We start from the raw sequence: 15,579 nt of genomic DNA on the forward strand, positions 1-15,579 counted from the left end.
AGAAAGACAGACAATATTTTAAGACAATAATAAAAAAACTGAAGTTACGGAGACAAATTAGTAAAACTTTATGCTATTGAGTTTTGAAACATAGGTGTTTTTTTTAGTTTTCTGGAGAAAGTAATAATGCCGCTAGAAGGAAGGATACTTTACAATATTTTGGTAAATTTGCGGCCATAATTTTTTTTAAACGAAAAAGATACAAATTTTAAAGGCAGGGATGAAGCTATTTGTAATGCATGGGTTGTATGTAGTTACCATTGCCCAAATTGTCACAGAAGCAAAAGTAGCTATTGGAACAGTGTACAAACATTTTAAAAACAAGGAAGATATTGTACAATAAATCTGGATACAGCAGAAATATGAAGAATCTACCTACATTTTTAAAGAATATAAAATACAGAGTAGTATTCAGGTCCACTTCAATTTTTTGTGGGAAAGAATTGTTCGTTATTTTATAGAAAATCCACTAGAATTTCAATTTCCTGCCAATTTGCAACATCACCTATACTGACAAAGGAAATACATGAGGTTGCTATGAAAGAGTTTCTCAAATTTGACGAATTATTTAAAGATAATTTGTTTAAGCCACTGACTGCAAGGCGTCTTAGACTTTTTACATTCAGTACTATAAATGGTTGGATTTTGTGGGCTCTTGATAAAAAAATGGTGATTGATAACGAAGTAATAAGTATGTTTTTACAAATGAGTTAGGATGCTGTAAGAATATATTTTTTTTTATAAAAATCGACGGAATATTCCGTCAGTTTTTGTGCTTTTGATTTTAACATTAAAAAATTCAAAAATGTCAAGGAACGATTTAAAAGGGAAAGTAGTTTTAATTGCTGGAAATGGGAAAAACCTACGCGGATTATTAAGTAAGGATTTTGCTGCAAAAGGTGTAAAATTGACCATACACTATAATAGTGAAAGTTCTAAAATTGAAAGTGAAAAACATTATCAGAAGTACAGACTTTAGGTGCTGAAGCATTTTTGTTTCAGGGTGATTTGACGAAAGTCGAGAATATTACCGAATTTTTTGATCATACTATTACCCGGTTCGGAGGTATTGATGTTGCAATCAATACGGTAGGGATGGTACTTAAAAAGCCATTTACGGAAACCACTGAATCTGAATATTACTTGATGTTTGGAATCAATTCAAAGGCAGCTTATTTCTTCTTACAGGAGGCCGGTATAAAAGTAAATGACTTTACTATGGTCACTTCATTATTGACAGCTTATACATGTTTGTATTCTATTTATGCTGGTGTAAAAGCTCCGGTAGAACATTTTACAAGAGCAGCTTCGAAAGAATTCGATGATAGAGGAATTTCAGTGACAGCTGTTGCGCCTGGTGCAAGGATACGACTTTCTTCTATGGTCAAGAAAGTACCGATGCAGTTTCATATCACAAATCTGCATCAGCATTAGGAGGGTTAATGGATATTAAAGATATTGCACCATTGGTGAGTTCTTAGTAACCGATGGATGGTGGATAACTGGGCAGACTATCTTTGCAAACGGTGGCTACACCACTAGATAGCCTATGGACAACCAGCAATTAGACTAACCTGATTGCTGGTTTTAAATAATATTATAATGCACGATTTAAATAATATAATAAGAAAACAACCCAAACGTACTTTCCCCAAGAAAAAGATGTTGTGTTTAGTTTCCAATGTTGCACAACTTGGCGGAAGCTCTTCAAGGTGGGATTCTATACGCTCTTTGTTATTCTTTATGGATTTCCCCCACACAAATGTATAGCGGTTAGCATTGGCCTCTATTTTAGTACCATCGGTAAAAACGGTCTGCAGGCTCACTAGACCTTCATTTTCTAAGTAAAGGACAATCTGTGCAAATATATCTTTGAGTTCACCTTTTAATCTTTCACCCCTGAATCGGTTCAGAGTGTTATGATCAGGCCGGTTCATCGCACTAAGCCACATAAAATGAACATTCTCTTTAAGAGCCTGTTTTAATTTTCTGCTCGAATAAATATTACACAAATAACCACATACCAATACTTTTAAAAGCATTTTGGGATGGTACACTGAGGTGCCTCCAGTTTGTAATTCCGGATTAAGTTATTGATGTTAAGACCGTCTATGACTGCTGAAACAGACCGTACAGGATGATTATTTTCTATCAACTCCGATAAATTGGGAGGAAAAAGAAAATTTTGCTTGGGATTATAATCTTTAAAGACTACTTTAGAATTAATCGACACACAGCAAATTAATCAATTTGCACATACTAGGAAAGCTTTTGGCTTTCCTTTTTTTGAACACAAAAAAGCTGCCCCACTTTTGAGACAGTCTCTCTTTTTTCTATGGCTATGAAAAATACAGTGTTTTTTTATTGTATTAGTTATTTAATATTTTTTTTGATTCATTTTTATCGCCGTATTTAATAATAAACACTCCCTTAGGAAGTTCTCTATTGAAATAGATTTCATCACTTTTTACATTTCCTTTTTGAATTAGTTGACCACTTAAATCATATATCTGATAATCTCCAAACATTGGACTGCCCATTAGTTTCACCTTGTTTTCGGATTTAATATATACTAATTTGTTTTCAGATATATTCTTAGTTTCAGAAGTTCTCAATACACCGGTAATTCTTATAGCATAGTCTTCTACTTGTCCGTACTGAAGTTGTGAGCAGGCTGTAATTTCTGGAAGCACAACATCGTTAAATGTTAAAGCGTCTACTGCAACCCTCATTCTTAAATATGTGTCTTTTACTGCAGAGGCAGGAGGTGTAATATTATTTATAACCTCATTGGTTGATTCTGGTGCTGCAGATACCGAACTATTATTTACAATCATTTCAATATCCTCGAACGCTCCATTATTATTATAATCTATCCAGACTTTTGTTTTAAATTTGTCTGCTTGCTGAAAACCATTATCATAAGAGACTTTTAATTCTGTACTTGAATTTGAAGAGATATCAGTATAATAGGCTGGTCTGATGCATGTAGCTGATCCGTAATCTTCATAAAACTTAGGAGTCTGCTCATCAGAATCGTAGCCGTTGGTTGTACTGTTTATGGAACCGAATTTTACTTTAGTAGCCCCTATTCCAAAATTATTATTCAAAGGATTTACAATTCCTAGTGGATTACAGAAAGAAGGTGTTAAAGAAACAGGAGACGGAATTACAACGGAAGGATCTTTGCCTGCTGTTGAATTTAGCAGGTTCTTTCTGTACTCCATCATCAACAGTACCGCCCGATCTCTCTGTCCTTCTGAAAATTTTCGGTTAGTATTGGAATAGTTCATAATATTATATTGCACTCCTTGATAATTTTGACCAGTACAGGGATTAAGTTGAGAATTAGCTGGCGCCGGATGCTGAAAAAATGCAGATCCTGAGACTTCTGTATCACAAACCAGGTCATTATCTAACGAGCAGTTTCCTGTTCCGGCAGGTGGGCAATATCCGGTATTACCACTTGTTATTTTGTAGTCGCCTCCTTGAAAAGTATGATATAATCCAAATGCATGTCCGAGTTCGTGTGTAAGTGTTGTGTCGTGTTGATTCTTAAGTGTTGCTACTTTCATAAAGCTTTCGTAAAAATAGTCATACGTTTCTGGAAATCTGGCATACCCCATCAACCCGTCACTCCGCTGCTGTTCCCCGTTAAAACCTATGATAACGTAGATGTTGAAATAGGAGGTTTCAGGCCAATGTGGTGCCAAGGTCTTTATATTACTTGCATCTGCGCCTACACCTGGGTTTGTTGATGATATAACATTTTTCACCCCCTTTGTATCATATAATGAAATCGTACTTCCATTATATCTCATGATTCCACTCGTAGGTTGACATGCTGGAGATCTTTTGGCCAGTACTAGTTTAAATGGAATTACATTGCCTCCATCAGCTCCAGATCCCTCTGGATAGAAACCATTTCCATACGTTGTTGCATACATTTTGTTGGCTCTGTCTATCCAGTTGATGACATCTTGATCCGTCAGAGAGAGATTGGCATTTGCTGGTGCTTGAGATTCAATGACGTGAACTACTACGGGGATTTCATAAACCTGGCCATTATAGAGACCGTTCCATGAAGTTGTAGCACCCAACTTGTTAAAATAAGATTGCTTGTCAATACTTCTCAATTTTGTTTCTACTGCTTCTCTTTTTGTCTTCAGATTAGGAAATCTGTTGTCCATTCTTTTTAGTTCCTCATCAAAGCCACAATAGTGCTCTTGGGCCTGAAAAAAAATGTTAATAAATAACAAAAGGCCGGAAATAATACTTATTTTTTTCATTCTTTTTTTGATTTTAATTGTATACTTTTATAATTATTTACTTAATTGAATTAGCCACTTGAATCATTCTTTGCTGATTTTTATTTTCAATCATTTCACAGGATTTGCCTATGTATTCTTCTTGTTGCTCTTAGCTTATTTCTTAGTTTGGGCTTTCTGATGTTTAACAGATTTGTGTCGGATAGATGTCAAAAGTTGAGACGTGCTTTGATGAAAGATTTAGAATAATACTACATAAAGAGATAAATCCTCCCTGAATTACACGAATTTCTGTGGAATAATGCTTAGACTAAAGGATAATTATATCAGCAAGTTTGACTAAGAACCGAGATTAAATTTTTTACAAAATTCATAAATTCTCCAAAGGTTCATTATGTGAGTTTGCCTGATGAATCTTTTTCTCTATTTTCTTTTTTTGATTTAGAGTTTATTTTCATATTCCTCTTAAATAAAACAACCAAAAGTAATAACAAGCACAAAACAGTTACGATTGAGAATATATAGAGATCATTCATTGTATATAGATTTTGTATAATAGTTTATTAGCTGGACTGACCTTTTTTAAAGATTAATTAATTATAGCTTTTTGTCCGTAGTCTCAATGATAAGTCCCTTTAATAATTTTCAGGTTGTACATCGCTTAACACCCTAACACCTTTTTTTGTATTTAAATATTAGCAAAAGTATTCTTAAAGTTATATATGTCGGCTTGTTTATTGGGTCAAAATGGGTCAAAAGTAATCATCTTAGTTTCTATCAATAGAAAGAAGGTGCTAAAATAATGAGCTCTTGACAGATGTCTTTTTCATTTTTCCAGATTCTTATTCTTTAAGAATAGTGAAATCTAATGCTCTGAAATTTGCTCTTTTTCATAGTTTTTAACAAATTATATAATAATTTTAATTTATGTGAAAAAACAGGAAGTTTAACCTAAAAAGACATTCCAACTGATGTTTTCTGTAAATTCCATCACGACAACCGCTTTGTTTTTTGTGTGTTGTCGCTTCTTCTTTTTTACCTTATCATATTCCATATAAAATGAATCCGACTGTGTAATTTGTGCTACCAGAATATAAATTGCTGAGACAGATCATTATTGCCAATTGGGAAGGTTGAAAAGATTCTTTGTGTACCACCCACAGCTAGTTTCCCATTATGGATTTTGTGGTACAGGAGTTATTTTAAGGTATTTTGACGTTCTTTTACCGAGTTTTAAGAAATAACGAGTGCCTGAAAGTGGTGTAAAATAAATAGATTGGCTGGACTTATGTATTAAAATTGTATTTTATTTGTAATGAAAGGGTCAACTTTTGTCTTTTATGTTAACGAAAAGAAATGTTGCTGATCGAAATCCACAGCATATAAAAAATGAACAAGCAATTATTTGGAAAACTATTTGCAGGCAAAGGATTTGTCAGCAGTCTTGGAATTCAACTTCGTATTATGGGTATTAGTTAATTATTCCCAACGACTTTATCGATGACAACCCTATCTGAGCAGGTGGATTTCTAGAAGTATGATTATCATAATATATATGGATAAAATTCCTTTATTGCAAACTGCAATTACCAAATCCATTTTCATCCTTGTTTCTTGGCATAATAATTTATTTTTTAATTAATAATCTAATAAATCTGTTGAATAAGCTGTTAACATTTTAGTTATTAATGTTTTCATCAGAAGTAATTAATTCGCTTTTCAGAAATAATAAAAGATTGATTTTCAAAGAATAGGAGGTCGAATAAATATTTTTCGTTAAAACGACTATTAATAATTTGGAGCATGTTTCAGTGAAGATTCTACTAAATTGATCAACTTAACAAAAGGAACTCAGTATACATTATCTTATTCAGATTATGCAAACAGAGCAGGTGGTCAGTACAAGGATTGGTTCCAGGTTTGGATCGATTATAACAGAAATGGAGTTTTCGAAATTTCAGAATTAGTAGGAGCAAAGAGTGCTATCCCTAATGCTAATAAAAGACACACCGGAACAATCGTATGTATAGTTCCTGCAGTCGCTTATTCAGGAGATAAGACATTAAGAATGAGAGTGGCAAGTACTTTTTTTAATACGACGAGTGATCCCTGTGGCAGTCCAATTGTTCCTGTTAATGGAGGTGGATTTATTTCAGCGGGTTCTTTTAGAGATTTCCCAGTGAAAATTACTGGTGCCCTTGCTGTGGATGAAGTAAAAGGAACGAATTCTGAAATTGAAATTTATCCAAACCCTGCAGATACTTTTGTGGAAGTTAAAAGCCTAAAAGGAAAAGCAGATTATAAAATTTACAGTGCTGAAGGAAGACTGGTGCAAAGCGGTAAATTAGATGGTCAGAGAATCAATGTGTCTTCACTTATAAAAGGTATGTATATCATTACTATTACCAGTGAGACGAAAACACATAAAACTAAGCTCATTAAGAAATAATTTTTAGTTTGTTTTATATCTGACAGTGTGTAGAATTAAAAAAAAATGTTTTATGCATTGTTGGATATTTTTAACATATAATAGACATCGGATTTATATTTAAAATGAAATAATTAATGATACTATTTATTCAAGAAAAGCTAGATTAGATCGAAATTTCGACGGCACTTTTTAAACAGGAATTTAATGCGGATAAAAAACTAAATTCGCAACCTTATAAGAATAATTAAGAAAAGTATTTTAAGATTGCATAATTTTCAGAGTATAATCATATTTTTCTTCCATTTGAGAAAAGAAAGATTGAGTTTTAAGACGTTATTTTTGTTAACTCAATTTTTTTACAAAATATACTCGTTAAAAACAGTTGAAAGGTTTCAGTTTTAAGTTTTGCATTATCCTTTTATATTTATTTTATCTAAAATCCCTTCTATGTAATTGTTATCCTTGTATTGATTGAATCCATTAATTGTTTGAGAATATGTTTAAATTTACCCAATATTGGAGTAGTCGGTAATTGTATTTTATAAATCATGAATAAAAAATTAACACTTGAGCAATTCAAGAAGAATGTTCTTTCAGATAAGGGACAAAAAGATTAAAAAAAAATGACTGGTGGAATTTTAGGAGCTTGTCATTTTCTTCCTGAACTTACTTCTGATTTTAAGAATTAAAATCAAAAAAAAACACTTTAATGCATCGGATTAGCCTATATAGAAATGTACTTAGACTATGTTCGTTATATAAATCGTAAACTTTAACAACAAAATTTTCACAAAATGGAAAAAAGATTAACTCTTGATCAATTCAAGAAAAATGTAGGAACACAACAAGCAGATTTAAAAAAATTAACAGGTGGAGTTTTAGGAGCATGTCATCCTTCTACAACACAGCAAGCTGTTGATAATGTCATTGGAGGCATTAAAAATGCTTGGGACGGAATTTGGAAGCCATAATAAATATTGGTATAAAAAGGAGAGGCTATCTCAAAAGGCACTCTCTTTTTTATTAGTTTTTTTTTTCCAAATAATAAAAACTTTCGATTTTTTAGAAGGAAAAAATATGTGTTATGGTTTTAAAGGTTCAAAAAGCAGTTTTTTTCAGGCTGCTTTTACCATTTTCCTGAGATTGTGTGCAATGGCAAGCAATCCTGTTTCTACCTCGACCTTGTCTTGTCCTCGAAGCATGAATCTTTTAAATCTTTTATTATGTTTGATTTGAGCGAAAACAGGTTCTACATCATGACATCTTTGTTTTCTGAGCTTTACCTCACGTTTTGTATTGAGAAGCTGATGAACTTTGTGTCGAAGTTTTGAAAGTTTTGGATTTGAGGGTGAAGATGTTACTGTTTTAGACTTCTGATCTTTATCAAAATAATTATAATTGATATAGGCTTTAATTTTTTTCTTTTGAAGAAAAGTATAGTTTTCTTCTGAGCCATATCCTGCATCAGTTACTATTTCTTTTGGAGATTTATTATAAAGCCGTTCAAAGTTCTCAATGTGAGGCAGAAGAGTTTTTGTATCACCGGGATTGGGATGCAGGGTTTAATTAATGATGAACTGATTCTCTGTACTTATAGGCAGCCTTAAGCTGACCGTTACGCATATGATCTTCTTTCATTCGCATAAAAGAGGCATCAGGATCTGTTTTTGAATAGCTGTTTCTGCTTTTTAGAATCTCCTGCTGTTTTTCATATTTTTCAACATAGGCAGGCCAGTTCTTTTTCGCATAATCAATTTTTTGACGGATTTTGGAGGGGATTTTCTTACTCTTCAAAGTGTGGTCTATGGTTTCTATGACAGACTTTACTTTTTCTTTATCCATAGATTTAAAAACTAATTCAGAAGTATCCTTCATCTCTTCTTTGGCTACTTGCTGAGTATAGATCCAGAGCTCTTCAAGGTGGGATTCTATACGCTCTTTGTTATTCTTTATGGATTTCCCCCACACAAATGTATAGCGGTTGGCATTGGCTTCTATTTTAGCACCATCGGTAAAAACGGTCTGCAGGCTCACTAGACCCTCATTTTCTAAGTAAAGGACAATCTGTGCAAATATATCTTTGAGTTCACCTTTTAATCTTACCCCTGAATCGGTTCAGAGTGTTATGATCAGGCCGGTTCATCGCACTAAGCCATATAAAATGAACATTTTCTTTAAGAGCCTGTTCTAATTTTCTGTTCGAATAAATATTACACAAATAACCACATACCAATACTTTTAAAAGCATTTTGGGATGGTACACTGAGGTGCCTCCAGGTTTGTAATTCCGGATTAAGTTATTGATGTTAAGACCGTCTATAACTGCTGAAACAGACCGTACAGGATGATCATTTTCTATCAACTCCGATAAATTGGGAGGAAAAAGAAAATTTTGCTTGGGATTATAATCTTTAAAGACTACTTTTGAATTAATCGACACACAGCAAATAAATCAATTTGCACATACTAGGAAAGCTTTGGCTTTCCTCTTTTTTGAACACAAAAAAAGCTGCCTCACTTTTGAGACAGCCTCTTTTTTTGTGCTTAAAATTCCATAGTAAAAATTTTAAAATAATATTTTTTACTGCTGTTTTATACCTGCCCAAAACAAATACAGCTTATTCTTTACCACTGCGGAAAAACACAAAACTATATTCTCAATCCGAGCATTATAATTCTGAAGCTAATTAATATAACAAATATCTACAGATGAGTAAAATAACTCATAGTATTTCCAATAGCTGCATTCAAAAGTTATGGATTATCATCTAACCTGCGTAAAACAAGATAAGGTCATCTTCTTAGCCTGCATACTATAATTACGTGTTTTTTCATAATGCCCACCGTTTGACAAATATTTACAGTAAAGGTAAAATAACCCATAGTATTCCCAATATCAGCATACAATAGATAGAAATCAATATCTGAACTGAATGATAAAATATCTCCTCCTCTTAACTTGCATGATAAAATAAACACAGCTTTACCAATAACACCTGCGCAAAATAACATAAGGTCAAATTCACTACCTGTGCAAAATGAATCAAGGTTAGTTTTTTTTTCTTCCTTTTTTCAATCTCCTTTCAATCTCTTTCAATCGAAAGAAGTAATACAATGAAGTTTATGTATTTATTGTCAATGATTTAACTTTTTATTGAGCTTTTTTAGAGTTCTGAAGAAAAGGGAGGTTTGTTGTTGCAAAATGTGTCTTTGTATATTAAAGTCTATTTAGGTAGATAACGCCAGTAAACTGCATCTAAATAAAGCATTGTAAATAAAATAAAAAAGAATTAGGTTACTGTACTATTTGTAGAATTTACCTTTTATTCATGATCTATATGTTTTTTTGCAAATTTTTTCAAAGCAGTTATAAGTTCCGGATTATTTACTTTAATCATTTTACCAGTACTGTCCGTCTTTTCTATTTCAAAAGGAATGTTTTCATCCTTATTTAATCTTACTAATTCTTTCTGAAGTGTAATAGCTAAACCAGTATTGATCCGACTTTGAGGTTCTAAAAGATCTCTGTTATCTATTTGGAGTAATTGTCCTATTTTATTTAGATTATCACTACTTGGTTGGTAATTATTGGAGTTCCATTGACTTACTGTAGTATAGTCAACGTTTACCCATAAAGAAATGAGACGCGAAGATATTCCAGCGTCTTTAGAAACTTGTTTTATTCTGTTTATTTTTTTTGACATAATTCTTTTTTTGTAAAAAGTTTGCGTGATACACAAACTTTTATTATATTTGCTTAAATGAATTAAAAGCGATTTATTATGAAATAATAAATGACATTTCATAAATGATGTCTCTCATGAAAGAAAACCGCAAATATTCCACATGAGTTGACATGGGTTCGCCATTATCTATTAGATTTTATTATTTTTGCAATCTAATAGGGCGAACTTCATGTAAGACTTTGTGGAACCATGGGTAAAATCATGGTGGCTCTTTGCGGTGCCCCTTTCAAAGCTTTGGAGTTCGCCTATTTTATTTTCTCCAAGTTTGCTTGAGCACATCGTTTCATAACCCTAATAAAAAAATATGAGAACGATTATTTTAGCTTTAACAGCGAAAAGCCCTCCTGACATTTTTCTTTAACAGAATGTTATATTCATTCAGTTAACAGAAAATTGGCTCAATAGATTAATATTGAGCAATACATTCTACTTAAACTTACACCTTAAAAGTAGTGTTTTGCTATGTAATTGCCAAATACTAATCCACAAAGAGTATTTCAGCGCTATTATAATTAGGCGAATAATCATTGGGGTACCACTACTTGGAAGAATCATATCCTACAGTCATGTTATCAAAATTTATTCGGGCTAGAGGCTATAATTTCGAATTTCTGTACGTAACAAATTTTAAAACAACAAAAACTATAAAAACACAAAGAAAATATACAAAACAGACATGAAACTGACCTTCACTTATTACAACGATACATAAGGCTGTACTATTTGTACTGTAAGAAATAAAAAAGCCCTTTCCGCAAAAGTTGACAGCTGCGCAGGAAAGAGCATTAATAGTTATTAACCATTAACTTTTACAAAAGTATGAAAAAATCCTATATCAGCATAGGAAGCATTGCATGTGCTTTTATGCTGACGGCAGCAAGCACCTCTTTTCAAGCACAGGAACGGAGAAGTTCAGATACTATTATTCAGCGAAACAATGCCTCTGAAGTTTCTGTACTAAAGAAAAAAGCCGATACCTTATCTCCTTTATCTACATCAGATAGAGAACAGGTAAAAGATATCGAAGAAGTGGTTTTAAATGCAGGCTATTACAAGGTCAAAGAAAAGGAAAGAACCGGAAGCATCGCCAAGGTCTCTGCTAAAGAAATTGAAAACCAGCCTGTATCTAATGTATTATCAGCCGCTCAGGGAAGAATGGCAGGGGTGAGTATTACCCAGAACAGCGGTGTTCCGGGTGGGGGCTTTGATATTCAGATCAGAGGAAGAAACAGCCTCAGGACAAGAAGCAACAGCAGCATTGACGGTAACCAGCCGTTATATGTAATAGACGGCATTGCGATTGGTGGAAGCGTAACTTCCCCTTATTCAGGAACGATTCTGCCGGAAGCAAGCATTAACCCACTCAACAGCATTAATCCCGGTGATATAGAATCCCTTGAAATTTTAAAAGATGCCGATGCCACCGCCATTTATGGTTCAAGGGGAGCTAATGGTGTGGTGCTTGTAACCACTAAAAAAGCAAAGAAAGGAAAACTTTCCCTTTCTTTTAATACCTCTTATGCCCTAAGTGAGGCGTTCTCTAACCTGAAAATGATGAATACCGAGCAGTATCTCAGTGTAAGAAAGCAGGCTTTTGACAATGACGGAATCACGAATTATCCCGCTGCTGCGTATGATGTGAATGGAGTATGGGATCAGAACCGCAATACGGACTGGGGTAAAACACTAATCGGCAATACCGCCGCAGCTTCCAACACCCAGCTGTCACTCGGCGGAGGAAGTGAAACCACCACCTTTTTAGTGAGTTTGGGACATCAGGAACAGACCACGGTTTTCGGAAAAGATTTCAGGTATAAAACCAACAATATTTCGAGTAATATCTCACATCGCTCTTCGGATAAGAAATTTATGCTCAATCTGTCGAATCTCTTTTCGATGCAGGAAAATAATGTGATGAATCAGGACATTACAAGAAATGCTTTTTTATTATCACCAAATGCCCCAGCTTTGTATGACGCAAACGGAAACCTGAACTGGGAGAAAAATACCTTTAATAATCCTATAGCGGCTTATAACTCTACCTATTCCAATAAAAACTTACAGTTTCTCAATAACCTCAGTACAGAATATGAAATATTTTCTAATTTCAGGGTTAAATTAAACAGCGGGCTTAATTACCAAACATTTGAAGAATGGTCTTTAATTCCCCATACCATTTACAATCCCTCATCAGGATTAACCCCAACCTATTCACAGGCATATACCGCAAACAGCAATAAGCTCTCATTCATTGTTGAACCTCAATTAAATTATTTATTTAAAAAAGGAAAACATCAATTAGATGTTTTAGCTGGCGGAACCTATCAAAGCGATGTTACGAATCAAGAGTCCCTTCAGGGATATGGATTTCAGAGCAATGCTTTTATCCAAAATATTGGATCAGCACAGGCCAAGGTTATTTCTGATCTGGTGAAAACAGAATATAAATATGCAGCGGTATTCGGAAGAATTAATTATCAGTTTGACCATAAATATATCCTGAACATTACGGGAAGAAGAGACGGAAGCAGTAGATTCGGAACTAATAACAGATTTGCCAACTTTGGAGCGGTAGGCGCTGCATGGTTGTTCTCCAAAGAAGATTTATTCAAATCTCTCAACTTAAAATGGCTATCCTTTGGAAAACTGAGAGGAAGTTACGGTTCTTCCGGAAGTGATAATATCGGGGATTACCAGTACAGGGATACTTTTATTACTTCATCAACACTTATTTATAACGGAGTCGTAGGATTATCCCCGTCAAGACTCTTTAATCCTGATTTCAGCTGGGAGAAAACGATAAAACTGGAAACGGCACTGGAATTAGGATTCTTCAATAACCGCTTCAATCTAACTGCTGCATGGTACAGAAACCGCTCCTCCAATCAATTGGTAGGATATCAACTACCTGCCATAACAGGATTTACCTCCGTTTTAGCCAATTTGGATGCAACAGTTCAGAATACAGGATTGGAAATTGAACTCAGTGGAAAACCAATTACAACTAATGATTTCAAATGGGATACCGGTTTTAATATCAGTTTTCCAAAAAATAAGCTGATCTCTTTTCCGGGTTTGCAAGGTTCTACCTACGCTAATTCCTATGTAATCGGAGAACCTGTTTCTATTGTCAAATTGTATCATTTAGAAGGTATTAATCCACAAACAGGACAATACCAATTCACGGATTATAATGGGGATGGTAAAATCACTTCTCCAGACGACAGGCAGGTGATTAAAAATATAGGGATAGAGTTTTTCGGAGGGTTGAATAACAGTTTTACTTATAAAAACTGGAATCTTTCATTCTTAATTCAATTTGTGAAACAGCAGAACAGAAATTACAATTATATCATGCCCTCTCCGGGAATTATGAGCAATCTTCCCGTAGAAGCCCTTAACGTATGGTCAGCCCAAAAACCTGATGGCTATTATATGCCGTATCATTCCACAGCAACGGCTTCTCATACTTTATTTCAGGGCAGTGATGCGAGTGTTTCAGATGCATCATTTATTCGGTTGAAGAATCTTCAGTTAGGATACAGAATCCCGATAGAAAACAGTAAAAGTATTATTAAAGAAGCTAAGATTTATTTTCAGGGACAGAATGTGTACACATGGACAAAATATTTTGGGGTTGATCCCGAGTTTTCCTCCATCGGCTTTTTACCACCCTTAAGAACCTATTCTTTAGGAATGCAGATCAGCTTTTAATAAAAAAACAATCCAAAAAAAGAAAAAATGAAAACCTCTATAAACACCATAATCTATATCCTTTTTCTCATCTTATTACAGTATTTCTTTGTTTCCTGTGAGAGAATGATTGATGTCGATTTACCAAATAATCAGATACCTTCAGAACAGGTATTCGAGGATGTACAGACTGCGGATGCGGCTTTAGCCGCATTATACAGCGGACTTTGGGATAATTCCCCTTTAGCCGGAGATCAGACCGGAAAATTGTTGGGAACCTATACCGATGATCTTTCGTATTATGCCACGACGTCTACCAACGGGATTTTAGACCTTTTCCAAAACACCCATACCGATTCCAATGCAGCGGTATATGCGTATTGGGCTTCAGCGTATCAGAAAATCTATATGGCAAACGCCATTATAGAAGGAGTTGAAAAATCTTCTTCTTTACCTATTGTAGATAAGAACAGGCTCAAAGGCGAAGCCTTATTAATTAGAGCGATGCTCTTTTTCTACTTACAGCAAATCTATGGTGATATTCCGTTGCCCACTACTACCGATTACAATATTAATAAAGTTCTCCCTAAAACAGGTTCCAATGAGGCTTTAATAAAAATTGAAGCAGATATTAATACAGTAATCAACCTGATTTCTGATGATTACCGCAATGCGGAAAGAATTTTTCCCAATAAAAAATCAGCCCAATTCCTGCTTGCCAAAGTCTATATGGCTCAGAATACACCAGCTAAGTGGGCAGAAGCAGAAACCCTATTAAAAAACATCATTCAAAGCCCATTGTATACCTTTCAAAATGACATCACTAAAGTTTTTACCAAATCAGGAACCCATATTTTATGGCAGCTCAAACCAAAAAACCCGGGAGATGCTGTAAAAGAAGCCAGTATCTATTATTTCACAGGGGCAGCACCGAGTTCCTTTGCCTTGTCTCAGGATTTGGTGAATGCTTTTTCAGCAAATGACACAAGAAAACAAAGCTGGATGGCTCCTGTTACGGTTAATGGAAATACGTGGTATCGTGCAGAAAAATACAAGAATAGGTCAAATAATACAACAGAATATTCGGTGGTTTTCCGATTGGAAGAAGTGTATTTGCTTTTAGCCGAAGCTTTGGCTCAGCAGGATAAGCTCACGGAAGCTTTGCCGTACCTGAACAAAACAAGACAAAGAGCAGGACTGGTTGCCATTACGAATCCTGTTTCCAAAGAAACCCTGCTCACTGAAATTTTACTGGAGAACCGGAGAGAATTCTTCACCGAATTCGGACACCGTTTTTTTGACCTGAAAAGGCTCAGCCGTTTACAAACATTAGTTCCTGTAAAACCAAACTGGAAAGATTTCCACAGGGTATTTCCAATTCCTCAGAAAGAATTATTGCTGAATACCAACCTTAATCCACAAAATGAGGGGTATTAAAATT

Annotated in this window: 7 protein-coding genes and 3 pseudogenes; 6 read left to right on the forward strand and 4 right to left on the reverse strand. The window is 34.4% G+C overall.

Features of this window, described 5'->3' with window-relative positions; genetic code table 11:
- The first annotated feature begins 205 nt into the window (after window positions 1-205).
- The gene (locus BUA72_RS09080) at window positions 206-343 is read left to right on the forward strand and encodes a TetR/AcrR family transcriptional regulator (RefSeq protein WP_262484409.1); all 138 of its coding nucleotides are present in this window, start codon (window positions 206-208) and stop codon (window positions 341-343) included.
- A 462-nt stretch (window positions 344-805) separates the two neighbouring features.
- Window positions 806-1,546, forward strand: a pseudogene (locus tag BUA72_RS09090) (SDR family oxidoreductase).
- A gap of 154 nt (window positions 1,547-1,700) precedes the next feature.
- Here BUA72_RS09090 and BUA72_RS24610 read toward each other — a convergent pair.
- Both BUA72_RS24610 and BUA72_RS09100 read right to left on the reverse strand, forming a co-directional pair.
- A pseudogene (locus BUA72_RS24610) lies at window positions 1,701-2,227 on the reverse strand (transposase); the annotation flags it as partial.
- A 142-nt stretch (window positions 2,228-2,369) separates the two neighbouring features.
- Complete coding sequence (locus tag BUA72_RS09100) at window positions 2,370-4,289, reverse strand: zinc-dependent metalloprotease (RefSeq protein WP_072922679.1); 1,920 nt, start codon at window positions 4,287-4,289, stop codon at window positions 2,370-2,372.
- 1,807 nt (window positions 4,290-6,096) lie between these two features.
- On the opposite strand from BUA72_RS09100, the gene BUA72_RS09105 reads away from it, so the two are divergent.
- Window positions 6,097-6,717 (forward strand): T9SS type A sorting domain-containing protein, encoded by a 621-nt coding sequence (locus BUA72_RS09105; RefSeq protein WP_072922680.1) that lies wholly within the window; start codon window positions 6,097-6,099, stop codon window positions 6,715-6,717.
- Between the two features lie 776 nt (window positions 6,718-7,493).
- Complete coding sequence (locus BUA72_RS24420) at window positions 7,494-7,670, forward strand: hypothetical protein (RefSeq protein ID WP_175548872.1); 177 nt, start codon at window positions 7,494-7,496, stop codon at window positions 7,668-7,670.
- Between the two features lie 144 nt (window positions 7,671-7,814).
- Here BUA72_RS24420 and BUA72_RS09110 read toward each other — a convergent pair.
- Together BUA72_RS09110 and BUA72_RS09120 are read right to left on the reverse strand one after the other, a co-directional pair.
- Window positions 7,815-9,133, reverse strand: a pseudogene (locus BUA72_RS09110) (IS1182 family transposase).
- A gap of 889 nt (window positions 9,134-10,022) precedes the next feature.
- The gene (locus tag BUA72_RS09120; protein WP_072922682.1) at window positions 10,023-10,403 is read right to left on the reverse strand and encodes a hypothetical protein; all 381 of its coding nucleotides are present in this window, start codon (window positions 10,401-10,403) and stop codon (window positions 10,023-10,025) included.
- A gap of 861 nt (window positions 10,404-11,264) precedes the next feature.
- Here BUA72_RS09120 and BUA72_RS09125 point away from each other — a divergent pair.
- On the forward strand, window positions 11,265-14,159 hold the full coding sequence (locus BUA72_RS09125; protein ID WP_072922683.1) for a SusC/RagA family TonB-linked outer membrane protein: 2,895 nt from the start codon (window positions 11,265-11,267) through the stop codon (window positions 14,157-14,159).
- Window positions 14,160-14,186: 27 nt separating this feature from the next.
- Entirely contained in the window at window positions 14,187-15,575 is a 1,389-nt protein-coding gene (locus tag BUA72_RS09130) for a RagB/SusD family nutrient uptake outer membrane protein (protein WP_072922684.1), read from the forward strand.
- Window positions 15,576-15,579: the final 4 nt, after the last annotated feature.

Origin of the sequence: Chryseobacterium sp. OV279 (assembly GCF_900128945.1) — a bacterium.
Taxonomy (GTDB): Bacteria; Bacteroidota; Bacteroidia; order Flavobacteriales; family Weeksellaceae; genus Chryseobacterium.